The organism is Thermoleptolyngbya sp. M55_K2018_002 (assembly GCF_015295965.1).
In the GTDB taxonomy this organism is placed as follows: Bacteria; Cyanobacteriota; Cyanobacteriia; order Elainellales; family Elainellaceae; genus Thermoleptolyngbya; species Thermoleptolyngbya sichuanensis.
Genome location: NZ_DVEA01000120.1, coordinates 1 through 21,484 on the forward strand (window position 1 = coordinate 1; position 21,484 = coordinate 21,484).

The following is a 21,484-nucleotide window of genomic DNA, read 5'->3' on the forward strand; positions in this document are numbered from 1 at the left end:
CGAGAACGTCAAACCATCCTCGCTGGGCTTGCGCTCTTCCCATTGCTATGGTCATAGCGCGGAATCTCCAATGAATTAAGTACGAGTACTGAAAGGCTCTGCCTATACCTGTGAGCGATCGTGCAACAAAGCTGCACAAATCGACAACGGAGTATGAGCAGAGTTTACGTTTCTTTACTTTCCCCCTCATTATACAGATAGTTTCTGGGAAAGCTATCTGTGAGATTCGGATTAGCTTAAGGATTGGTGAGGAGGAGTTGGATTTTGGATTTTGGGTTTTGGATTTTGGGGATTTAGGCGTGAGACGGCTTTGTGTCCTTTCCCCTGAAATCAGGTCTGTCTGAGATACTGAAGAGGTAGCGTTTGTTTCTGTGCGTAAAGGTCTGGATTTAGATGTTTATTGTTGACATTGTGCTGAAAAATACGCCGTCGATGCTGTCGATTCAGCGGAAGACCGCAGAAGATGCGGAGGCGGTGTATCAAGAGATTTTGAACGCGATTCGGTCGGGCAATCCAGTGGCGCTGGAGTTGACCTGTGAGAAGCAGCCGGACAAGAAGTTGGGCGTGCTGGTGAGCGAGATTTCGGCGGTACAGGTGTCGGAGAAGGCTGGAGCCAGCGGCACGGCTCGTCCGCCGGGATTTTTTGCACTAACGGAGCCGTCCTGACAGTAGGCGGATTTTCTGAATGCTCTCGGGGGCTGCTCCTGTGATTGAAGGTGGATTAGATGAGTGAGTGGGCGATCGCCATTGAGTCTGTAAGCTTTGCATGGTCGGCGCAATCGTCAGTGTTGCAGAACTGTTCGCTGCATGTCCCCAAGGGGCAATTTTGGATGCTGCTGGGGACGAACGGCAGCGGCAAGTCTACGCTGCTAAAGCTGATGACAGGGTTGCTGGCTCCCCAGTCGGGGCAGGTCAACCTCGTGCAGCCCGTCGGGTTTGTATTTCAGAATCCCGATCATCAACTCGTGATGCCGACTGTGGGGGCAGATGTGGCCTTTGGGCTGGTGGCAGAAAACCTGTCTACGGCTGAAACTCGACAGCGGGTGCAAGAGGCGCTGGCGGCGGTGAACCTGCTGCATTTGCAGCGACGGCCCATTTACGCGCTGAGCGGCGGACAAAAGCAGCGGGTGGCCATTGCAGGGGCGATCGCCCGCCATTGTGAGGTGCTGCTGCTGGACGAACCCACTGCCCTGCTCGACCCCGACAGCCAGCTTGATCTGGTCGATCAAGTCCGGCAACTGGTGAAAACACGCGGCATGACGGCGCTCTGGGTGACGCATCGCCTAGACGAACTGAACTACGCCGACGGAGCCTTTTTTATGGAGGCGGGTCGGATCGTGGAGTCGGGCGATCCGCAGCGGCTAAAGCAGCGCATGATGGCCGGCGCAGTGAGGGGTTAGGAAACCAGAATTAGGAAACCAGAAATTGCAGAAGCTTGGGTCGCTCAGACTTCCTTCATGGTGTTGAAAAAGTCGAAATGGGCGATCGCCTCCACAATGCCCAGCGCGTGGGCCTGCTTGGCGTAGTAAATGCGCTCCCCATCCATCAGGTGCGACAGTTCCTCATGGTGACGATTAGCCACCACGACTGCCAGCGGATTGCCGCGCATCATGTCTTCATCGGCTCCAGAACCGCCCGCCACCAGGATATGCTCTAGCGGAATACCCCAGCGATCGGCGACGTAGCGCAATGCCTGTCCCTTGGAGGCACGGATAGGCAAGATGTCGAGATATTGCCCAAAGGAGAAGATCACATTCACTGCCAAATCTTCTTGATAGAGCAGGCTCTTGATTTCTTGAATCGCGGGCGCGACCTCCGCATCATAGAAGTAGCTGATTTTGAATTGGCTCTGGTGGATGCTGGGCTGCAACTCCAGACCTGGCAGATCGGCTAAAACACGCCGCACTTCTCCGGGTGTCCAGCGGTGGTCGATATGCCGCTTCCACCAGGTATCTTCTGTAAAATCTGGACGATAGTGAATCACCGTGCCGCTGCTGCTGATTAGCACATCGGGTTCGGGAATGTGATACTGGCGCATCACCTTCAGGGCAGACTCTAGTGTCCGCCCGGTGGCCACAGCGAACGCCGTAGACTTGCGATTCTCGCGCAGCACTTCGATAAAGTAGGGAATATCAACCGGGTTGCCCAGCAGGTTTTGATCAAGGCTGGTGACGATCGCCCGATCGTTGTAGACCATAGCACGGCGTGACAGCGGCACTCGCTCCACTACCTGGGTCTTGTCGAGCAGCGGTCGAATCACCTCCAGGTAGGTGGATGCGTGGGCTTTCCAGGAATAGTGTTCGCGCACGCCCCGCAGCCCGTTTTCAACAGCAAGCTGTCGCTTTTCTGGGTGTTCTAGCAGCGTCAGCAACGCGGCAACAATCGTATCACTGTCTAGCGGATCAATCAGGATGCCGTTGTTGCAGTTGCCGATGATGTCGCGCGGGCCGCCGTCTTCCGTTGCCACAATCGGCAAACCGCTGGCCGCTGCCTCGATGAGCGTCAGCCCAAAGGGTTCTGTCAGGGCTGGATTGACAAACACACCGCCAGATAGGGCCGCCAGTCGGTAAATATAGGGTACTTCGTCGGCTTTGTGGCGCTTGGGATAGGCAACGCGACCGTAGAGGTCATAATAATCAAACGCCAGGAATAGCTCTGTCAGCACTTCCTGAGCGCCTGCGTCCATATCTTTAACATTGTTCCGGCTGCCCGCCACGATCAGCAGGTTGGCCAATTCCTGGAGGCGGGGGGAATTGCCGTAGGCCTCCACCAACGCCCCAATGTTTTTGCGGGCATCGGGACGAGACAGCGCCAGGATCAGCGGCTTTTGGGGTTCGCGCAAAAAGCGGCAAATATCCTGGGCGATCGCCGTTTCCCACTCATCCCCCTGGGGCGGGTAGAACAGCGTCAGGTCTGTGCCGGGGGGAATCACGCGCATCCGCTCTGGCTGGTAGCAGTCGTACAGTTCGTACTGTTCTTCCACCTCCTGGCGCGTGCTGGTGATAATTAACTCAGCGCTTGCCAAGGTTAGCTCTTCTGCCTCGATGCGGCGCAGCATGTTGTAGCGCTGGTCAATATCCTGCGACGACAGCCCGTTGGCCAAGAGCCGCGTCCGCTTGACCCGCCCCAGCGAGTGCCCAGTATGCACCAGCGGCACATTTAGGAAGTTTGCCAAGCGACTGCCCACGTAGCCCGCATCGGCATAGTGGCTATGGATCAGGTCTGGCACGCGATCGCTCGTGCGAAAAAATGCCAGCATATTGTCCACAAAGCTGTCCAGGTGATCCCACAGTTGCTCCTTGGGGATGTATTCCTCTGGCGGGCCCGCCACAATTCGCACAATCCTGGCCTTGCCGCCCAGCGGCTCAAGGTTCTCGCCATAGTCTTGATCCACATCGGGCGAGGCAATCAGCCGGGTAAACAAATCGACCGCTGCCACGCCAGGTTGCTGGGCCAGGGCGCGGGCCAACTCCACCACGTACTTCACCTGGCCGCCTGTGTCAGAATCGCGCCCTAGCTCCATATTCTGACCCCGAATCAAGCCATGCACACTGATCAGCGCAATATACAGACCGTTGTGACTGTGGTTGGGCATATTTTTTTGGAAGAGGGGGTTAGGGTCTTGGCGTAATGGGGATTGGCGTAATGGGACTGGCGTAATGGGACTGACGTAAATAGGGATTGGCGTAATAAGCGGTCTAGCTGATGTGTAACTTACTGCAATCTGAGGGTGCTGCGACACTCTCTTTCGGCTAATATTTCGTCACCTTATCACTCCTAATCCAGTTCGGCGGCGATCGCCCTTACCCCGCATTTTCCTATCCCATCTCATCCCCCAGTTTGTAAAAAACGCCTGACATTTTCCAACCCGTGCCAGCATTCACAGTAGGCTGAAGTGAGCTACATTCAGCTAAAACGTCCTGAACGGTCAAGCATTTGGGGTAGGCATGAAACTGGCAGCACGGGTAGAGAACGTATCACCGTCGATGACGCTAATTATTGACGCAAAGGCCAAAGCCATGAAGGCGGAGGGCATCGACGTATGCAGCTTTAGCGCTGGAGAGCCAGATTTCAACACGCCCAAGCACATTGTGGAAGCTGCCAAAGCCGCGCTAGATGAGGGCAAGACGCGCTACGGCCCGGCCGCGGGGGAACCCCGACTGCGAGAGGCGATCGCCCAAAAGCTCCAGCGCGACAACGGGCTGTGCTACGGCGCAGACAACGTTCTGGTCACCAACGGCGGCAAGCAGTCGATCTTTAACCTGATGCTGGCGATGATTGAACCCGGGGATGAGGTGATTATCCCCGCGCCCTTTTGGGTCAGCTATCCCGAAATGGTGAAGCTGGCAGAGGGCGAACCTGTCATCCTGCCCACAACGGTCGAAACCCAGTTCAAAGTCTCGCCAGAGCAGATCCGGCAGGCGATTACGCCCAAGACCAAGCTCCTGGTTTTTAACACGCCCTCCAACCCGACGGGCATGGTCTACACGCCAGACGAAGTGAGGGCGATCGCCCAAGTGGCCGTCGAGGCCGACCTTTGGATACTGTCGGACGAAATCTACGAAAAAATTCTTTACGACGGCGCTCAGCATCTCAGCATTGGCGCAGCCAGCCCAGAAGCCTACGAACGCTCCGTCGTGTGCAGCGGATTTGCCAAGACCTACGCCATGACGGGCTGGCGCGTTGGCTTCTTGGCCGGGCCAGTGCCCCTGGTAAAGGCGGCAACCAAAATCCAGGGCCACAGCACCTCCAATGTCTGCACCTTTGCCCAATATGGGGCGATCGCCGCCTATGAAAATCCCCAAGACTGCGTGCAGGAAATGCTAGCCGCCTTTGCCGAGCGCCGCCGCTATATGCTGGATGCCCTCAACGCCATGCCAGGGCTAGAGTGTCCCAAACCCGATGGCGCATTCTATATGTTCCCCAGCATCGCCAAAACGGGACGGTCTTCCCTCGATTTTTGCAGCGAACTGCTAGATCAGCATCAAGTTGCGACAGTTCCGGGCGCGGCCTTTGGCGCAGACGACTGCATCCGCCTGTCCTATGCGACCGATCTAGACACCATCAAGCGCGGCATGGAGCGGCTAGAAAAATTCCTACAGGGAATTCTATAGGCGACCCAATCGACTCAAGCGATCCCCACAACGCGCTGAGTGCCCAAATGTAACTCACTATTAAGGCTCTGGCTGCTGAAGCAGACGAGTTCGCTGTGGTAAGATTTCCATTGATATTGAAGGCGAAGGACTTATTAGGCATGTCAGCAGCCGCACAAGTTACAGATTCCACTTTTAAGCAAGAAGTTCTTGATAGCGATGTCCCCGTTCTGGTAGATTTCTGGGCCCCTTGGTGTGGCCCCTGCCGGATGGTTGCTCCTGTAGTCGATGAGATTGCCGAGCAATACGCGGGACAGGTAAAGGTCGTAAAAGTGAATACCGACGAGAACCCCAGCGTTGCCACTCAGTATGGCATCCGCAGCATCCCCACGCTGATGATTTTCAAGGGTGGTCAGCGTGTAGACATGGTAGTCGGCGCAGTTCCCAAGACGACCCTCGCCAGCACGCTTGAAAAGCATCTGTAGTTTCCAAAAGTCGATTAAGCACAGAAAGCGTTGATTGCCAGCTTTGATGCCCGCGTATGGCAGGCTAGTTTTTTCTAGTAATCTTCTAGTAATCTTACTGATGCTCAGCTTGCCCCACCTTACTCACGGGTGGGGCTTTTGCGCTTGTCATGGGGCGGGTCTTTTTGTTAGCACCGTAGCATCCGACCAAATTACATCAACGCTGAATGACAAGCTACACGGAGACAAACAGGCAGTATGGGCGGAATTGTCAGCTTCGATTTGGGCCCTAAGCCTACCCATCGAGAAAACGGACATTTGGTGCTGAAATGTCCATCCTGGGAGCGTCCTTCTGCAATCGTCTTGCTGGCGCTGTCCTGTCTGTGGCTTGGGTTTATCAGCAATAACCGCCTGACGTGCGATCGCCCCGACTTGTCTACTACCCGCTGTCAGGTGGTTCGCACACTTGGAGTTGGCCTAATCCCCCGTGAGACGGTTCGGCTCGGCTCCCTGACCACAGTTCAGGTTGTGAGTGAAACCCGTAGCTCGGACGACGGGGACTTTCTGGTCTATGACCTAAAGCTGAGTGGAACTGAGGCGGTGACGCGGCTCGGGCTGGATACAGTGGATGAAGCTCGCGCTCAGCAGATGGCTGAAGCAGTTCAGCGGTTTCTGGCAAATCCTGCTCGCTCTTCTGGAACCATACAAACCTTGTCTGGCTGGGGCTTTTTGTGGGTTCCGCTGGGGCTTACCAGTCTGGCGATCGCCCTCCTGCGGCGCAAACCCTATCGCTTCGAGTTCAATCGCTTGATGGGCAAAATGCAGGCGTTTGGAGCGAATGGCCGCCTCAAGCAGGAGCTATGGCTGCGAGAGATTCAGTCTGTGGTCATTGAGCAGTGTACTGGTGAAGGCTTGACGGGGTATAGCATAGTGCTGCTGACGCAGCAGGGCGATCGCCATCCCTTGACTGAGACTTACAGCAGCAATCTGGAAAGCAAACAGGAAGCGGCCGAAGCCATTCGAGCGTTCTTGGGATTGCCGCCTGTGGAAATCAAGGAAGTTTAGAGTCTAGAGGGATGCAGTCGGGCGATCGCCTTCCGCTCATACGTACCTACAGTGCTGGTGTACCCGGCAAACAAGCGGTAGCCGAGGCAATTCGCGAGTTCTTAGAGTTGCCGCCAGTAGAGATGGAAGATGGACTAGCTGCAAGAATTTGATCGTCGGCCTACAGCGCCCAGTAATCACTAAGTTTAATCACTAATAATCACTAATAATCATACGGATTCTGGGGTTCCTCAATCGGGGTCAAGGACGTAGCCTGAATGACCAGTTGGCGCTGGCCGTCGAGGGTTTCTGTCGCCATGTCGCCTTCTACTCGGAGCCACTGGTCTTGTTCGTAGGCAGTGCGATCGCCCTCAATCCGCACGGGCAGCCCGACCGGGTATACGTCTGCGGCGCAGCAGGTAATCACAAAGCGGGTGATGGTGAAATAGTTGCTGGGCAGGTTGGGCGAATGGATGACGAACCCTTCGACCGAAGCTTTTTGTCCGGTGTAGGCATCGGGTTCGGGGTAGACGTTCAGCAGGCGCACCCAGTCGATCAGCGAGCGATCTTCGGGGCGGGTGTTGGTGCGGAAGGACTGGGGCTGCGATCGCGTCAGGGTGAGCGTATCCGCTACGCCGCGCTCGATGGCGACCTGGCTGGCAAAGGCGCGGGGCGTAAACTGGAGACCAAACAGAGCGATCGCCAGCAGCAGAGCGCTACTCCATCCAGGCGGCAGAAGGTTTGCATGGGACTCTGAGGGCTGGGTAATGGCAATGCCGCGTCGCATCAGCCGCAGCGCCTCCCAAAGTTTGGCCACGCCCAGCCCCAACAGCGCAAACCCAGCGGCGATCGCCAGCCAGACATAATCTGGATGCAGCAGAATATTGATCCGCCCAGTCAGCCAAAAGCGCAGCATCAGCCCGCCCCACGCCAACAGCATGACTGCATCCAGCCAGATTAGCCAAAGCCCTGTCCGATTTTTACGAGTCTGGTCGTTTTTACGAGTCTGGTCGCTTCTTCTGCTTGCCATCACTCCGTCACTCCGTCACTCCGTCACCCTGCCACACTGTCACCCTGTCACCCGATCTCAGGTTCTAGCTGATATCTAGCTGATATATAGATTAATCAGCAGGCAAAACAAGAACGTGAGCTGACCCGCCAGAATAAACAGATAGGCGATCGCCCGACCGCGAAACATCGACAGCAGCAGCGCAATGTTTTTCAGGTCGATCATCGGGCCAAACACCAGAAACGCCAGCAATGCGCCGCTGGTAAAAGTAGAGGCAAAGGACAGGGCAAAAAACGAGTCCACCGTCGAGCAAATCGACACAATCCACGCCAGCAGCATCATCGCCAAAATCGACGTGACCGGGCCCTGCCCTAGCCCAATCACCCACTCGCGCGGCACAAAGACTTGAACGATTGCGGCGATCGCCGTTCCCAAAATCAGCACACCGCCCAACTCGCGCATCTCCTGCACAATGTTATTCACCAAAAGCCACAGCTTGTCCGACAGCGGCTTGGTGAGGACGGGATTGATGGCGATCGCCGACGAAGACAGCGACCCATCAGGGCGAATGGGCTGATCGGCCTGCCCCAGCCAATAGGTTCCTGACTGCAACAGGGACGACTCACCCGCTGGCTTTGCAGCCGCCCCGCGCACTGCTGGCATAGCCCGCGCCACTCCCGGCTGCATCAGCGGCCGCAGGTCTGCCTGAGCGCTGAACACCCAGCCCACAATTACTGCTACCACCAGCGACAGCCCCACCCGCAAAAACACTATCTCCGGCTGATCCCGAAAGGCAATCCACGTTGCCCAAAACACCACCGGATTCACTGTGGGAGCCGCCAGCAAGAAGCCCACCGCCATCGACGCGGGCGCACCCTGCACAATCAGCCGCCGCGCCACAGGCACGTTGCCGCACTCGCACACGGGAAACAAGAAGCCAATGCCGCCGCCAATCATCGCCGCCAGCAGCGGATGTTTGGGCACTGCCGCAATCAGCCGCCGCTCATCAACGAATAGCAGCAGCACGCTCGAAAACAGCACACCCAGCAGCAAAAAGGGCATCGCCTCCACTAGCAGGCTGAAAAACAGCGTCAGCGCATTGTTCAATCGATCCATGCGGTCTAACCTAATCTTTCGGTCTAGCGATCCCCAATTGGGTCTGAGAGGCTATTCTACACTGTCCAATAGCAGACGGTTTTTTCAAAAGGCGGGTTTCCGCCCAAAAAGCGAGGCTTTTGCAGGATCAATCGCGGGGGAAACCTGCCCAATCCCCCACCAGAATCACGATAAGGTTGAGTGGGATGAGTGGTGTTGCCATCGCCACAACCCTCAGCGTCATCCGTTTTCCCGATTCATTCTCCCAATCCATCCTCCCAATCCATCCTTCCGACCCAGCAGCCCGACCCAGCAGCCCGACAGGTATCCCAAACGTTTTAATTTCAAACGTTCTAATTCCAAACGGCATTTCAGCCAGCTTTCTGCTCTTGCTCTTATTCCTGAAACCCTACTTTCCAATCCTCTGACCCCCCAACTATGGCTTCCCATTCCGAAACCAATAAAGCTGAGCGGGAACGGGCGATCGCCAACTCCCTGCCCGTCGAGATTCGGGACATGGACATCGACGACCTTGCCCCGGTGTTTCATCTAGGGGAAAGCCTGTTTACCAGCGACCTCTATCCCTACCTTTATCGCACCTGGGACGAGTGGGAGGTGATTGGGCAATACAACACTGACCCAGAGTATTGCCTGGTGGCAGAGATTGAAGGCGAACTGGCGGGCTTTGTGCTGGGCACTATTATCAGCAAGGCATCCTGGGTCTACGGCTACATTATCTGGCTAGGAGTCAGTCCCAAGTTTCAGCGGCGCGGCGTGGCAGATAAGCTCGTAGACAAAATCGTCGAGCGCATGATTGAAGAAGGCGCTCGGTTCATGCTGGTGGACACCGATCCAGCCAACGAACCTGCGATCAAGTTCTTTCGGCGCAAGGGATTTGGCAATCCGCGTCGCCACGTTTACCTGTCGATGAATTTAAGCAAGCACGAAATCTACGGCCGCCTGATCGCCTACGAGCGGGACAAGGCTAGCCGGGTGCGTCATCACCGTCCCAAGCGACCCTGATCAAGTGACCCTGTTCCCCTGCTGCCGTCTAAGCCGTTCAAGCTGTTTAATCTGTTTAATCTGTCGCCATGGGAGCGCGATCGCCCACCCGATCCCTCTCAACTTGGTATGGCAACTTTGCGCGACAGCCAACATCTACACAGGGACTGCAAGACAGGGACTTCAAGCTTCTCATGCTCCCCTCTTCCCGACTTGGGAGAAGGAGTTGGGGGATGAGGGCAGATTGAAAGTTGCACATCGCGTCAACATTTAGCAAACAGAGCGATCGCCCACCCAGCCGCTCTGACCCACTCGGCGCAACCACTTGGCATCGCCACTCAGCAGGGCGAGACGCATTGTGAAGAAGTATTGTTTTTTCTGATAAAACGCCATTCTGTATTTTTAGATACAGAATTTACTGCTATGATTAAACAAGAAGCGTCAAGATTCCATCACCTAACACCAGAAGGATTTCACTATGTCTACTCAAGATCAAGCCCGCGCCCTGATGATGCGCCACCACCACAACATCAAGAATCGCCAGCAGTCGATGCTCAGCCGGGCCGCCGCCGAAATCGGGCTGCCTGCGGAAGCACCCACCCTCTGGAACCATGTCCAGGGCAAGCCCCACCCATCTTTTGTGCAGAGCTATGACCGCAGCGGCTCGACCATGAGCTAGATTGACGCAGTTGCCGCAGAAAACAGATCCGCGACGCTGTTGGCACAGAAATAGTTGGAACCGGAATTTGGAACTGGAATTCGGTTTTAGGCCGGGTTTGAAAGCGTGGGCGATCGCCCAATCCACCCTTTTTCTCCGCTCTGACAGGGAGGTATCGACACCGATGCCTCCCTGAGTTTTTTTGAATCTTTTTACAGATTAAGCGAATTTTTTCAGACCAGGCCTCATGCCTCACCTAAGCAAAGCCCAGTCGCTTGAACCGACGGCGTTGGGCTTGGGGCTGGGCAGCAGTGGCTTCCAGGCGTTCCTGGCGCTCCAGTTCTGGCAGTTTCAGTACGACCCCAGCAAAAAACCAGTAGTAAACCGCCACTGGATCAACGTCGAGGGGATAGTAGTAAGTGTTGTAGCTAATGAACAGCACGAACAGCCACAGTGCTGCACCATAGCTCCGCAACGTGCGATCGCGCATGGAGCGGTAGGCCAAAAAGGTCAGCACCGTCAGCATCGTCACCAGCGCCAAAAACGCCAGCGTCCCCAGCATTCCAATTTCATACAGCAGCTTGGGATAATACGTTTCGATTAGCTCAGTGTCGCCCAGCGTGCGGGCGGCGTTGGTGGCTCGACCTAGCCCGTTGCCCAAGAAGTTTTGATGATTCAGCGACCACTGAAACTGTTCCAAAATAAACAGATGCGGTGGCGAGGCTTCCCAGCGACTTTGCAGGCTCTCGAATCGCCGGGATAGGATGTCGGGGTTTCGCAGGGCGGCGTAGCCCAGCACCAAGCCAAGGATGGCCGCACCTGGGATAAAGCGCTTTAGATTCACCACCTGCCCCGTCAGCACCAGCAGCGTCACGAACACGCTGGGCACCAGAATCAGCGCCACTCGCTGCCCCGATAGCACCGCCATGATGAAGACTGACGCGAGAGAAATCAGCCCGGTCGTGCGCCATTGCGCCCTGGGGTCGCTAAATGCCGTTGCAAATGCCAGAAATGCGGCAGAAATCAGGAACCAGCCCCATTGCCAGGGCGCAACAAAGGTTCCAGGCAAGCGAATCTGGTTGTGTTGGGGCGTATAGAGCAACGACCCGCCCACAAAGCAGCGGGCATTGAGGGAAGCGCGGTAGAGGTCTGGCCCCTGGGCAAAGCGTGTGCCAGCACAGTACCCGGTTTTGAGCAGGGCATACTGGATAAACGCGAGGGCGCAGCAGGTGAGGATAATAATGACCGTGAGCCGCATCAGGAATAGCAAATCGCGGCGATCACGCAGCAAATAGTATGCACACACCACCAGCGGCATATAGCCCATTAGCACCTTCAGTCCCAAAATGCCCATCAAGATAGGCTGCTCTCCAGGCGTGGGGCTAAGCTGCTGCCCTCCGTTCACCACTAGCAGCGTCATCAGACACAGCCCCAGCAAAATGCCCACGGGCGCAGCCATCTGCCGGGGAATCAGCACGGGCAGCTTTTCGCGGCGGCAGTATTGAATTACGCCGAAGAGGGCAGGGATATAGAACCCGTCTTTGGCAAGCTGAAGCAGGGGGCTGCTGCCCAGCGCATAGGTGACAGATCCGCTGAGGGGCATATAGATTAAAAAGGCCCACAGCGCTTGGCGAGGGTACTTGAACGACAGCGCGGTGCAGAGCGTGCCAATGAAGGTGCCAATGCCCGGACGAACCCCCGCGGCCAGGCCCACGACAAAGCCGACTACCGTCGCAAATAGCGCTGCAAAAATCGTGAAGGTGACCAACTCTTGCCGCAGGCGATTGGCTTTGCGGCGCTGAGCAAGACGCTGACGCAGGGTGGGCTGGGGCGATTCAACCGCTAAAATCGGGCTGGGCTGGGCTTTGGACTTGGGCTTGGTTTTAAGCACGGGGCAGGCAGAGGGCAAGCGGAGGGTGCATCTAGCAGAAGGGCGATCGCGCGATTGATTCGGGAATCGGGGAGACCTGGTTCAAGTCACACACGCCCTACCCGTGAGCGAAGTGTTTAGAGCATTCCAGCATCCGGTTCGCCGCATACCTATCGTAGCCGAGCGTCTCGTAACTCTGTCCCAGCGAGCCGAGCTAGGCATATTGCAGCGCAACGGCGGCATCTGATGGTAACTCAACCCGCAACTCTGCCCAAAGTCGATACTGCTGCGGGGAGGTCGTGATGATGGCGGCTGGGTGATCGGCGCTGGAATGCTGGAGAAGCTGGCCGCAACACGAATAGGCGCTGTCTTCCTCGTGTTTTCCAAAGGTTTTGACCAGGCGATACAGCGTATTGCCGTAGCGGATGCCTTCACAGAGGTAGCCGTCCCTATAGAACCGGAACGAGCAGACAGAGCGTTCATTTACAACAGTCGGTATCATGGCTCGTTCTCGCGTAAGATGCATTCGGAATTTCAAGATTGCTGGGTTCAGTGTGAAGCCTGCTTTTTGATTGAGAACTTGGTGAAAAAATATACGCTTTGCGCGTAGTTTTACGGAAACCCGCAAACTTCTATAGAATCTAGCAATTTATCCTGGAACCCTGATGGACAGTCTCTCTATAAAGACCGCAACGCCTTAGTTGTAGCCCCGGTCGTTTGGTAGCTACAACCGTAAATTCTCGGTGACCGTTGCCCTAATTTTATGAAAATAAAACATTTCCAGGCGGGCGTTTTTTTGACAGACCTCGCTCAGCGACGACGCGATTTAAAGCTCGGCCCCGGCTGGCGGCTGAAAAAACCACGACGCGGACGGGCGATCGCCCTTTCATTTGGCTCTTCTTCGGATTTGCGCCCCAGACTCAGCCGGGGAATCAGATCGCGCTGGCTCTTTTGCTCTGGAGGCAGTGGCTTATCCTGTTTGCGGTAGCTGGCGATGAGTGCGCCCGACAGTCCGGCGATCGCCCCCAGCCCAATGCTCAGCGGCACCCAGTAGCCCAGCAGCGCAAAGCCAATGAGAAACACGATCCATAGCTTGATGCCGACAATCACCGGATCATTCTTGCCCATCGCAATGCCTCAAGCGTAATTCCTTCCAATGCCGTGAGCCGCAGTAAACGAGAGAGTGTAACCAACGAGAAAGCCTACAAGCCATAACTTTTCTCACGTTCAGCGCTAATCCCTGACCCCTGTTCGCGCCAGCGTTGCGGAGCAATATCCCAAACCCCTGAAAAGCTACTCTCTCGCCGGAATCAGCCGCTCCAAAATCGTCAGCAGCCGATCGATTTGCTCGTCGCGCTTTTTGGACTGTTCGCGCATTTCTCGAAAACCCTCTTTGATCTCAGCAAACCCGTCTCGCATAGAAATTTCCAGGCGAGTTAGTTCTTCCGTCATTCGCCCGACCTGATCAGACAAAATCTGCACGCTCTCGGCTAGCGTGTCGAGCCGCTGGGTGAGGCGCTGATCCAGCACGTCGATGCGGGTATCCACTGCTGCAACGTGGGAATCGAGGGTGTCTAGCTTTTCAACTATCAGTTCATTGGTCATGGGGAGCCTCTGTCAAAGCGAATCCAGGAGCGCATCGAGCGGTTGGGTCGTGTCTATTGTTCTAACGTATCCTGCTTCGGCGGGCGTGAAGGGGTCAAAGGTCTGCTTTGCCAAAATTTCCGGCGTGGCATCGGCGATGTCGCCCGTGCGCTGACTGAGGCGGGCAGATAGCACTTCCAGCGGAGCCGTGCAGTGCAAAATATGGAGCGGAATGCCGTGGGCGCTGGTCTGGGCGATCGCCCCTTCTCGCAGTGCCTGCCGATCATATTTCGCATCCAAAATCACCGTGTAGCCTGCGGCCGCCAGCGTTGTGCCCAGGTTCAGCAGGCGATCGTAGGTTTTTTGGGTCATTTCCGGCGTGTAGAGGTCGTCGCCGCCGCGCTCTGTCAGGGGCACGCCGCCCAGATGTTTCCGCACTGCGTCAGAGCGGATGTAGACTGCGCCGAGTTTTTGGGCGATCGCCCGCGCTGTCGTACTTTTGCCCGACCCCGACAGCCCGCTCATCAGTATCAGCCGCCCGGTTTTGGGCTGGGTATATTCCCACGCCAGTCGATAATAGAGCGCGGCGGTGTCATGAGCCTTGCGCTTTTCTTCATCGGGCACACCCGGATCATTCAGCAAGAAAGATGTCACCTTTGCCCGCACGTAGGTCTGGCGGTTGACGTAGATTGGCAGCACCCGCAGCCCCTCCCAGTCGCCCGTCTGCTCCACATATTCGTTCAAAAACACCGTCCGCAGGTCGGGTCGCTGCCGCGCATCCAGATCCATCACGATGTAGGCAATGTCGAACATGACATCGACAAACCGAAACGGCTCGTTGAACTCGATGCAGTCAAACAGCAAAAACTGTTGGTTCCAGTAGGCGATATTCCGCAGGTGCAGGTCGCCGTGGCACTCGCGAATCCAGTTTTGCTGAAGGCGCTCGTCAAATAAATCAGCCTTTTCAGCAAAAAAGCGATCGCAGTAGGCCCGCGTCTCATCGAACTGCTGCTGGGTCTGCGGCCCGCCGATATATTGCGCGGTTTGCGCCCAGTTTTCATCGAAGGCCTGCCGCACGCGCTCGACGCGGCCGAATTCGCGGATGTAGTCGCTGGTTTTGGTGGCGAGGTGGAAGGTGGCGATCGCCCCTGCCAAGTCTTTTAGCAAGTCCTCCGTCAGTTCGCCCCGCTCATAGAGGTTGGTCAGCAGGGTAGATTGCGGAAACTGCCGCATCTTCACCGCATACTCCACTACCTCGCCCGGCCCGTCCAAGTGAAAGGTGGGCACGCCGTTGTCCAAGGTTTGGGTAATCGGCAGCACATCCAGATAGATCGCTGCCGCCGCTCGCTGATTCAGCCGCAGTTCCTCTTCACAAAAATGCTTCCGCTTTTCCAGCGTGGAATAGTCCAGGAACCCGAAGTTCAGGGGCTTTTTGACCTTGTAGGCATACTCGCCCGTCAGCAGCACGTAGGAAATATGCGTCTGAATCAACTGCACCGGAGACGCATCCGACGGATAAAAGTCTTCAGGATATTCTGGCGGCTCTCCGGCCAAAGTCTGGAGCGGATCGGGCGGCACCGGATGGGGATAGAACTCCGGCTTCAGCATGTGCTGGATTATGGGCGGCAGGGCAGAGTCAGACATGGGGGATTGGGGATTAGGAGTTAAGGTTTGCCGTTTGCTTTTCACTAGAATAAATGCGCCCGGAAATCTTCCAAGCGCATTTGCAACCATATTCTGAAACGAATCATCAACTGCGTGCGCCCATTTGGGCTTATTGGGCGGTTTCGACTGCGCCATTGGTATAGAGCAGCGCCCGTTTGGGCCCGTGGATGGGGTCTTCCACAATAATGGTCTGGTCGCGGCTGGCTCCGAGGGAAACGATGGCGATCGGCACTTCCATCAGTTCTGCCAAAAACTTGAGATAGTCCAACGCCTGACGGGGCAAGTCGTCGAGCGATCGGCAGTGGGAGGTGTCTTGCTTCCAGCCCGGTAGGGTTTTGTAAATGGGCTGGCAGCGGGCAAACACTCGCGCATTCGAGGGAAAGTCGCGCACCTGCTGGCCGTCGATTTCGTAAGCGATGCAGACTTTGATTTCGTCGAGGTCATCCAGCACGTCGAGCTTGGTGATGGCGAGGCAGTCTAGCCCGTTGATGCGGACGGCATAGCGACCAATCACCGCGTCAAACCAGCCGCAGCGGCGTTTGCGCCCGGTCGTCGTGCCAAATTCTGCGCCGCGATCGCACAACGCCTCGCCCACATCTCCCAGCAGTTCGGTCGGAAAGGGCCCTTCGCCCACGCGAGTGGTGTAAGCCTTGGCCACACCAATCACCCGGTCGATGATCGTCGGCCCTACGCCCGCCCCCACGCACGCGCCGCCCGACACCGGGTTCGACGAGGTGACATAGGGGTAAGTGCCGTGATCTAGATCTAGCAGCGTGCCCTGTGCGCCCTCAAACAAGATATTGCGGCGCTGACGCACGGCCTGACTAATCCGCAGAGAGCTATCCACCACATGGGGCCGCAGCCGCTCGGCATAGCCCAGGTATTCATCGATCACCGCGTTGGGGTCGAGCGGCGGCAGGTTATACAGCTTTTCTAAAATGACGTTTTTGTATTCGATCGTCCAAGTCAACTGGTCGCGCAGTCCCTCTGCGTCCATCAAATCCACCACGCGAATGCCCGTGCGCTCGGACTTGTCGGCGTAGGTGGGGCCAATGCCACGCTTGGTCGTGCCGATCTTGTGGCTGCCGCGCTGCTCTTCGGCGGCGGCATCGATCATGCGGTGATAGGGCATGGTGACGTGGGCCGTCTCCGAAATCAGCAGGTTCTCGCTGGAAACGCCCAGCTTTTCGAGCTGATCCAGTTCACCCAGCAGCACCTTGGGATCAATCACCGTGCCAGAGCCAATGATGCATTCTGTTTTGGGATACAGAATACCCGATGGAATCAGGTGCAGCTTGAAGGTCTGCCCCTGCACAACGACCGTGTGACCCGCATTCACCCCGCCCTGATAGCGCACCACCACGTCGGCGGACTTGCTCAACAGGTCGGTAATCTTCCCTTTTCCTTCGTCGCCCCACTGGGCCCCGATTACTACAACGTTTGCCAAGGGTTTAAATTGCTAGAATTTTCAGAAATACGCAAACTCCCATTATCAACAGCGCGTGTTCCTGGTGTCAATGCTTAGGAGCAAGACGCTGCTAGTCTGAGTGGAAATGCCCATTTCTAAAGCTCAACTTGAGAAGAATGCAGTGTGTGGCTTTGAGTGAAATGCAGGCGAGTTAACAACTAGATTGAGAGGTATCTTGTGACGCTATATGCCGAATTGCACCGCCATCTGGGTGGTTCCGTCGTCCCCCGTATTCTCTGGCGCTATTTTCAGCGCAACCAGGCAGACCTGGCAGAGCGATTTGCCGACTATGCCGAGTTTGAGGATTTTTATACGCGCCCGCGCAATACGCTGGCAGAATATCTAGAGCTGCATACGCTGGTGGAAAGCGTGCAGACGGAAGATACCCTGCCCTACTTTATCTATCGCCTGATGCGCGGGGCATACGTGTTTGAGAATTTGGCCTATTTGGAATTGCGCTATACGCCGTATTTGCGAACGCCGGAGCATCTCAGCCAGGGCGATCGCATTTCCTTAATGAGCCAAATTGTGGAAGTGGTGGGCCGCGCCAGCCAGATTGTGGAGTATCCCATCGTCACCAGCCAAATCCTCTGTATGCACTCGCGGCTACCCTACGAGGTGAACCGGGCGATCGTCGATCTGGCAGCAGCGCGGCGCGATGTGGTGTGTGGCGTGGATCTGGCGGGTGGAGACGGGCTGTATGGCGATCGCCTCGATGAATTTATCCGGCTATATGCCTACGCGCGATCGCTCGGTCTCAACACCACCGGACACTTGTATGAAACCGAAGAAGGCTGCTATCCCGAACTCTTGCCCTACCTGATGCGGATCGGCCACGGCATCCAGATTCCGCTAAAGCACCCCGAACTGTTGCCCCAGGTGGCCGCCCAGGGGCAATGCCTGGAGGTCTGCCCCACCACATATCTGAAAACAGGCACGCTGCAAGACCTGCATCAGCTTAAGGGGGTATTCGACCGATGTTTTGAAGCGGGCGTGGATATCGCCATCTGCACCGACAACGCGGGACTGCATAACGTGCGGCTGCCGTTTGAATATGAAACGCTGTTGACCCACGACATCATTGGCTTTGAGGAGCTAAAAGCCTGCCAGGATGCCGCCTTCCGCCATGCCTTTGCCTGGACTCATCCGCAGCGACCAGAGCTAATATTAAGTACCATTTTACGGGCTGATGCAGAGCCATCTGAGGAGTTCCCGCGATCAGGCAATGGCAACGGGCAATTCAATGCTGTGGCACAAGAGGTAACGGAGTCCTCGCGCTAGCCATTGGTCTGCAAGACTCGCAGCAAAAGGTGGCTGGGGGCAGTGGCAACACCTCCAGCCAGAAACCCCGACTTAAGCGCTTTCCGAGACTGAAAAATCCTTCAAAATCCGCAAAACTGGTTGCAACCGCTCAAGTCTAATCCCTTAAAATTTAAGCACCGCTAAACAACGTTAAATAACGCTCTGGCTCAGGAGTTGATACCAACCAAATGTCACTCACTGCTCAACAGTTGGCTGCTTTGATGCCTGATGCCACTCAATTAGAGAGTGACGAGCCAGAGATGGAGAGTTCACTACACTATGCCCAACTAGCCCTGCTGGTTGCTTGTTTAGAGTGGGTTTGGCGCGATCGCTCTGATTTTTTTATTGGGGCAAACTTGACAATTTATTTCAGCCGGGAGCAGCTCAAAAACAAAGAGTTTCGCGGCCCTGATTTCTTTTTAGTGAAAAACACCGAAAAGCGCCCGCGAAAATCTTGGGTTGTCTGGGAGGAAGGCGGCAAATACCCGGATTTGATTATCGAACTCTTATCGGACTCAACAGCCCAAATCGATCGAAATTTCAAGAAGGAACTCTATCAAAATCGATTTCGCATACCAGAGTATTTCTGGTTTTCTCCTGAGACTTTGGAATTTTCAGGCTATCGCCTAGTTAACCAGCAGTATGAACCGATCGCTGAAACTGATTCGGGCTGGCTGTGGAGTCATACCTTAGGACTCTACTTAGGGATTCAAGCTGGGATGCTGCGCCATTTTACAGAAATAGGTAACCTGGTGCTGTCTCCACAAGAATCGGCACAACGATTGACAGAGCAGCTAAGAGCGTTGGGTGTCGAACCGGACGTATAGCAACGCGAGAATAAGAAAGGGAGGGCAAGTTTGCTCTCCCTTCCACCAGTCCCAACTAATTCTCAAAAAAGCACTATGCTTCCCGCTTTAGTGCAGACTCGACCTGCTTAAATTCCAGTTCCAAACGCTCCTTCAGCTTGGCAGGAACAGGGCGATTGGGATAGGAGCTATAGTGCCCCGCCAGAGAATTCAGCGCTGTCCGCATGGTAGTAAAGGAACCCAGCTTGAGCAGCGAGTTGTCTCGGCGATATCGGGCTGAGAAGTCGTTAATTAGCTGGCGGGCTTCGGATTGGGCGGCGGCCTTTTCAGGCGTTCCATCGGGCAGTTCTAGTGCGTTCCGCAGGCTACCGATCAGCGCCAGCGTATCTTGCCGATAGTTGCCACTGAGATTTCCCGACGCACTGGAGCAGCCCGTCAATCCAATGACACACACCAGCACTAGGGCAAACAGACGAGTTAGAAAAGTCTTCATAGAACCTCGGCAACTAAAAATCGGCAATTTGGAAAGCGACCGTCAAAACCAAAAACTGGGAAAAAGCGTCGTTCTTCATCATAACTTGAGTTGGCGATCGCCCCAGCGCGACACACCAACCGCAGCAGCCCTGAGTCCTCAGGCGTTGCCCGTCATGCGGTTCACGACATTTTGCAGGATTTGCATCCCGGTGATAGCTTGCCAGCCAAACAGAGCCAGCAGGATCACGTTCAGCGTGATATGAGCATAGCGAGCCGCATCGTTGCCCTTCTGCATAAACGGGGTCAGTGCAGCAGAGGTGGCAATCATGCCCGTCATGCCCAAGCCCACCAGTAGGTGGGGGTTGACAAACAGCTTGCCGCTGTTGATGTAGGTAGCAGCCATGCCGCCCAGCGTGCCCAGCACCATCGTCGCCAGCAGGATCGAGCCAATCTGGTGATGGCGGATATTGAAACGCCCTTTGAGCAATGCTTTTTTGACCTCGCCCTCGGCGGATCGCGTGCGCCGAAGCTGAACGCCCAGATACATGGCGTAGATCGTCAGCCCAAACAAAACCCACATCAGGATCGGGTGAACAAACTGGCTGTAAACCTTGAGCGACTGCAAAAGCTCAGGACTCATTACGCTCTCCCTCTCTGCGCCTCAAATCTTAAAAAAATCTAACTGCACTGTAATAAAAATTAGCACAATTAGCGTCACTGGGAAGAGACTAGCAGGATGGACGGGAGGAAACGGCGGTCAGATCAGTTCCGAATCAGTTCAGTTCCGAATCAGTTCCGAAAAGGGTCACCTCAAAAAAACAAGCCTCCCAGCGAGAACTTGCAGAACTTGCTTGGAGACTTGTTTGCTTTTGCTAATGAAAGCCTAGGCGTAGAGATGGCAACCCTTCTGCTCAAAGGGCGATCGCGCTACATACCCGGCAAGAGCGAGTCTGTTGCATTGGTCGGTTCGGCCTGGGGCTGTTGGCGTAGGATGATGGGCGGCTCGGTGACCAGGCCCACAAGGCGATCGCTCGGAAAGCAGAGAATCGCTTTGCCCTCGGTAATTGGAATCTGGAAAAGGCGCTGAGGGCGGTTTTCGGGTGGCGCAACTAGCGTCTCAAACAGCTCTTGCAGGAGCATGTTATTGGACTGAATTGTGACCGTTTGCTGCGTGCCGCCATCGAGAAGGATGGTGACGGCGACTTCTTGGGGCAGAGGTGCATCAGAAACCATGCGATTACCTAAGTATAAAGTGAATGCTGAACAACTGAATGCTGAACAACAGCTTGAGTGAAAACTTAAAACAGGGGGTTCGTGCAAAACAGCAGCCCGATGGCTGAATCTCGACAAGCCTTCATTTATACTTCCCTCGAAATAAGACGGAAATCGGGAAATTGCTGGAAAGTCGAGCGATGGGCTGCTAGTTGTTATGCAGTCTTTACGACTTGAACATCTGGGCGACGAAGTGCAATCAGGAAGACCTAGTGCAAGAAATGGCGAACGCCCGTGAAAATCATAGCCAATCCCAGCTCGTTTGCGGCCTGAATCGACTCGGCATCGCGCAAACTGCCGCCGGGTTGGGCGATCGCCACGATCCCCGCCGCCGCCGCCTGCCGCACCGAGTCGTCAAACGGGAAAAAGCCGTCGCTGGCTAAAATTGCGCCCCTAGCGCGATCGCCCGCCTGCTCCAGCGCCAGCTTCACAGAGCCGACCCGATTCATTTGCCCTGCGCCAATGCCCAGCGTGGTGCGCTGATTCGTCACCACAATTGCGTTGGATTTGACGTGTTTGCAGACCGCCCAGGCAAAGCGCAGTTCTGCCCACTGGTCGTCGGTCGGTGCTTTTTCGGTCGCCACTTTCCACTGGCTGATGTCGATCGGACGATCATCGGAGGCTTGAACCAGCAGTCCTCCGGCGGAAGCGGTCCCTGCCATATCTCGCTCGACAGAC

At 55.7% G+C, this 21,484-nt stretch carries 22 protein-coding genes and 1 pseudogene; 9 read left to right on the top strand and 14 right to left on the bottom strand.

Annotation, left to right across the window (positions count from 1 at the left end; translation table 11 throughout):
* The first annotated feature begins 393 nt into the window (after positions 1–393).
* Entirely contained in the window at positions 394–666 is a 273-nt protein-coding gene (locus IGS51_RS05910; RefSeq protein WP_297077117.1) for a hypothetical protein, read from the top strand.
* Positions 667–725: 59 nt separating this feature from the next.
* The gene (locus IGS51_RS05915; protein ID WP_297077119.1) at positions 726–1,400 is read left to right on the top strand and encodes an energy-coupling factor ABC transporter ATP-binding protein; all 675 of its coding nucleotides are present in this window, start codon (positions 726–728) and stop codon (positions 1,398–1,400) included.
* Between the two features lie 44 nt (positions 1,401–1,444).
* Here the strand turns inward: IGS51_RS05915 and IGS51_RS05920 are convergent, their stop codons facing one another.
* Entirely contained in the window at positions 1,445–3,595 is a 2,151-nt protein-coding gene (locus IGS51_RS05920) for an HAD-IIB family hydrolase (protein WP_297077121.1), read from the bottom strand.
* 352 nt (positions 3,596–3,947) lie between these two features.
* Between IGS51_RS05920 and IGS51_RS05925 the strand changes: the two genes are divergently transcribed.
* The 3 genes from IGS51_RS05925 to IGS51_RS05935 all read left to right on the top strand — a co-directional run bounded on the left by IGS51_RS05925 (position 3,948) and on the right by IGS51_RS05935 (position 6,622).
* Positions 3,948–5,114, top strand: a complete 1,167-nt coding sequence (locus IGS51_RS05925; protein ID WP_297077124.1) for a pyridoxal phosphate-dependent aminotransferase — start codon at positions 3,948–3,950, stop codon at positions 5,112–5,114.
* A gap of 140 nt (positions 5,115–5,254) precedes the next feature.
* Positions 5,255–5,578, top strand: coding sequence for a thioredoxin (gene trxA / locus IGS51_RS05930; protein WP_068516004.1), 324 nt, complete (start codon positions 5,255–5,257; stop codon positions 5,576–5,578).
* Positions 5,579–5,815: 237 nt separating this feature from the next.
* Entirely contained in the window at positions 5,816–6,622 is an 807-nt protein-coding gene (locus IGS51_RS05935; RefSeq protein ID WP_297077127.1) for a hypothetical protein, read from the top strand.
* 202 nt (positions 6,623–6,824) lie between these two features.
* On the opposite strand, the gene IGS51_RS05940 is transcribed toward IGS51_RS05935, so the two are convergent.
* Both IGS51_RS05940 and IGS51_RS05945 read right to left on the bottom strand, forming a co-directional pair.
* On the bottom strand, positions 6,825–7,631 hold the full coding sequence (locus IGS51_RS05940; protein WP_297077129.1) for a TIGR03943 family protein: 807 nt from the start codon (positions 7,629–7,631) through the stop codon (positions 6,825–6,827).
* A 75-nt stretch (positions 7,632–7,706) separates the two neighbouring features.
* Entirely contained in the window at positions 7,707–8,726 is a 1,020-nt protein-coding gene (locus tag IGS51_RS05945) for a permease (protein WP_297077131.1), read from the bottom strand.
* Between the two features lie 495 nt (positions 8,727–9,221).
* Here IGS51_RS05945 and IGS51_RS05950 point away from each other — a divergent pair, with 495 nt between their 5' ends.
* Complete coding sequence (locus IGS51_RS05950; RefSeq protein ID WP_225894760.1) at positions 9,222–9,728, top strand: GNAT family N-acetyltransferase; 507 nt, start codon at positions 9,222–9,224, stop codon at positions 9,726–9,728.
* Positions 9,729–9,977: 249 nt separating this feature from the next.
* Here the strand turns inward: IGS51_RS05950 and IGS51_RS05955 are convergent, their stop codons facing one another.
* Positions 9,978–10,100: a hypothetical protein gene (locus IGS51_RS05955; protein WP_297077134.1), complete on the bottom strand. Its 123-nt coding sequence runs from the start codon at positions 10,098–10,100 to the stop codon at positions 9,978–9,980.
* A gap of 85 nt (positions 10,101–10,185) precedes the next feature.
* On the opposite strand from IGS51_RS05955, the gene IGS51_RS05960 reads away from it, so the two are divergent.
* Complete coding sequence (locus IGS51_RS05960; protein WP_172353739.1) at positions 10,186–10,386, top strand: hypothetical protein; 201 nt, start codon at positions 10,186–10,188, stop codon at positions 10,384–10,386.
* A 235-nt stretch (positions 10,387–10,621) separates the two neighbouring features.
* Here the strand turns inward: IGS51_RS05960 and hpsL are convergent, their stop codons facing one another.
* From hpsL to IGS51_RS05990, 6 genes are all read right to left on the bottom strand, one after another.
* On the bottom strand, positions 10,622–12,256 hold the full coding sequence (gene hpsL, locus IGS51_RS05965; protein WP_297077136.1) for a hormogonium polysaccharide biosynthesis protein HpsL: 1,635 nt from the start codon (positions 12,254–12,256) through the stop codon (positions 10,622–10,624).
* A 193-nt stretch (positions 12,257–12,449) separates the two neighbouring features.
* Complete coding sequence (locus tag IGS51_RS05970) at positions 12,450–12,737, bottom strand: hypothetical protein (RefSeq protein WP_297077138.1); 288 nt, start codon at positions 12,735–12,737, stop codon at positions 12,450–12,452.
* A 308-nt stretch (positions 12,738–13,045) separates the two neighbouring features.
* Positions 13,046–13,363: a hypothetical protein gene (locus IGS51_RS05975; RefSeq protein WP_172353742.1), complete on the bottom strand. Its 318-nt coding sequence runs from the start codon at positions 13,361–13,363 to the stop codon at positions 13,046–13,048.
* A gap of 165 nt (positions 13,364–13,528) precedes the next feature.
* Positions 13,529–13,840 carry a hypothetical protein gene (locus IGS51_RS05980; protein ID WP_297077140.1) on the bottom strand — a complete coding sequence of 104 codons (312 nt, stop codon included), beginning with the start codon at positions 13,838–13,840 and terminating at the stop codon, positions 13,529–13,531.
* A gap of 12 nt (positions 13,841–13,852) precedes the next feature.
* Complete coding sequence (locus IGS51_RS05985) at positions 13,853–15,463, bottom strand: bifunctional aminoglycoside phosphotransferase/ATP-binding protein (protein ID WP_297077141.1); 1,611 nt, start codon at positions 15,461–15,463, stop codon at positions 13,853–13,855.
* A gap of 130 nt (positions 15,464–15,593) precedes the next feature.
* On the bottom strand, positions 15,594–16,931 hold the full coding sequence (locus IGS51_RS05990; RefSeq protein WP_297077143.1) for an adenylosuccinate synthase: 1,338 nt from the start codon (positions 16,929–16,931) through the stop codon (positions 15,594–15,596).
* Positions 16,932–17,129: 198 nt separating this feature from the next.
* On the opposite strand from IGS51_RS05990, the gene IGS51_RS05995 reads away from it, so the two are divergent.
* A complete protein-coding gene (locus tag IGS51_RS05995; RefSeq protein ID WP_297077145.1) occupies positions 17,130–18,233 on the top strand; it encodes an adenosine deaminase in 1,104 nt (367 codons plus the stop codon).
* Between the two features lie 209 nt (positions 18,234–18,442).
* Complete coding sequence (locus IGS51_RS06000) at positions 18,443–19,081, top strand: Uma2 family endonuclease (protein ID WP_297077146.1); 639 nt, start codon at positions 18,443–18,445, stop codon at positions 19,079–19,081.
* Between the two features lie 73 nt (positions 19,082–19,154).
* Here IGS51_RS06000 and psb27 read toward each other — a convergent pair whose 3' ends face one another.
* The 4 genes and pseudogenes from psb27 to purH form a co-directional block, all read right to left on the bottom strand.
* Positions 19,155–19,553: a photosystem II protein Psb27 gene (gene psb27, locus IGS51_RS06005; RefSeq protein ID WP_068508368.1), complete on the bottom strand. Its 399-nt coding sequence runs from the start codon at positions 19,551–19,553 to the stop codon at positions 19,155–19,157.
* 138 nt (positions 19,554–19,691) lie between these two features.
* Positions 19,692–20,174 (bottom strand): DUF4079 domain-containing protein, encoded by a 483-nt coding sequence (locus IGS51_RS06010; RefSeq protein WP_297077149.1) that lies wholly within the window; start codon positions 20,172–20,174, stop codon positions 19,692–19,694.
* Positions 20,175–20,461: 287 nt separating this feature from the next.
* Positions 20,462–20,767 carry a hypothetical protein gene (locus tag IGS51_RS06015; protein ID WP_172353749.1) on the bottom strand — a complete coding sequence of 102 codons (306 nt, stop codon included), beginning with the start codon at positions 20,765–20,767 and terminating at the stop codon, positions 20,462–20,464.
* 248 nt (positions 20,768–21,015) lie between these two features.
* Positions 21,016–21,484 (bottom strand): annotated as a pseudogene (gene purH, locus IGS51_RS06020) (bifunctional phosphoribosylaminoimidazolecarboxamide formyltransferase/IMP cyclohydrolase); the annotation flags it as partial.

What these genes read in the sequence shown, in the direction of transcription:
- IGS51_RS05910 (WP_297077117.1), top strand. Translation starts at nt 394, where the DNA reads ATGTTTATTGTTGACATTGTGCTGAAAAATACGCCGTCGATGCTGTCG.
- IGS51_RS05915 (WP_297077119.1), top strand. Translation starts at nt 726, where the DNA reads ATGAGTGAGTGGGCGATCGCCATTGAGTCTGTAAGCTTTGCATGGTCG.
- IGS51_RS05920 (WP_297077121.1), bottom strand. Translation starts at nt 3,595, where the DNA reads ATGCCCAACCACAGTCACAACGGTCTGTATATTGCGCTGATCAGTGTG.
- IGS51_RS05925 (WP_297077124.1), top strand. Translation starts at nt 3,948, where the DNA reads ATGAAACTGGCAGCACGGGTAGAGAACGTATCACCGTCGATGACGCTA.
- trxA (WP_068516004.1), top strand. Translation starts at nt 5,255, where the DNA reads ATGTCAGCAGCCGCACAAGTTACAGATTCCACTTTTAAGCAAGAAGTT.
- IGS51_RS05935 (WP_297077127.1), top strand. Translation starts at nt 5,816, where the DNA reads ATGGGCGGAATTGTCAGCTTCGATTTGGGCCCTAAGCCTACCCATCGA.
- IGS51_RS05940 (WP_297077129.1), bottom strand. Translation starts at nt 7,631, where the DNA reads ATGGCAAGCAGAAGAAGCGACCAGACTCGTAAAAACGACCAGACTCGT.
- IGS51_RS05945 (WP_297077131.1), bottom strand. Translation starts at nt 8,726, where the DNA reads ATGGATCGATTGAACAATGCGCTGACGCTGTTTTTCAGCCTGCTAGTG.
- IGS51_RS05950 (WP_225894760.1), top strand. Translation starts at nt 9,222, where the DNA reads ATGGACATCGACGACCTTGCCCCGGTGTTTCATCTAGGGGAAAGCCTG.
- IGS51_RS05955 (WP_297077134.1), bottom strand. Translation starts at nt 10,100, where the DNA reads ATGGCGTTTTATCAGAAAAAACAATACTTCTTCACAATGCGTCTCGCC.
- IGS51_RS05960 (WP_172353739.1), top strand. Translation starts at nt 10,186, where the DNA reads ATGTCTACTCAAGATCAAGCCCGCGCCCTGATGATGCGCCACCACCAC.
- IGS51_RS05970 (WP_297077138.1), bottom strand. Translation starts at nt 12,737, where the DNA reads ATGATACCGACTGTTGTAAATGAACGCTCTGTCTGCTCGTTCCGGTTC.
- IGS51_RS05975 (WP_172353742.1), bottom strand. Translation starts at nt 13,363, where the DNA reads ATGGGCAAGAATGATCCGGTGATTGTCGGCATCAAGCTATGGATCGTG.
- IGS51_RS05980 (WP_297077140.1), bottom strand. Translation starts at nt 13,840, where the DNA reads ATGACCAATGAACTGATAGTTGAAAAGCTAGACACCCTCGATTCCCAC.
- IGS51_RS05985 (WP_297077141.1), bottom strand. Translation starts at nt 15,463, where the DNA reads ATGTCTGACTCTGCCCTGCCGCCCATAATCCAGCACATGCTGAAGCCG.
- IGS51_RS06000 (WP_297077146.1), top strand. Translation starts at nt 18,443, where the DNA reads ATGTCACTCACTGCTCAACAGTTGGCTGCTTTGATGCCTGATGCCACT.
- psb27 (WP_068508368.1), bottom strand. Translation starts at nt 19,553, where the DNA reads ATGAAGACTTTTCTAACTCGTCTGTTTGCCCTAGTGCTGGTGTGTGTC.
- IGS51_RS06010 (WP_297077149.1), bottom strand. Translation starts at nt 20,174, where the DNA reads ATGAGTCCTGAGCTTTTGCAGTCGCTCAAGGTTTACAGCCAGTTTGTT.
- IGS51_RS06015 (WP_172353749.1), bottom strand. Translation starts at nt 20,767, where the DNA reads ATGGTTTCTGATGCACCTCTGCCCCAAGAAGTCGCCGTCACCATCCTT.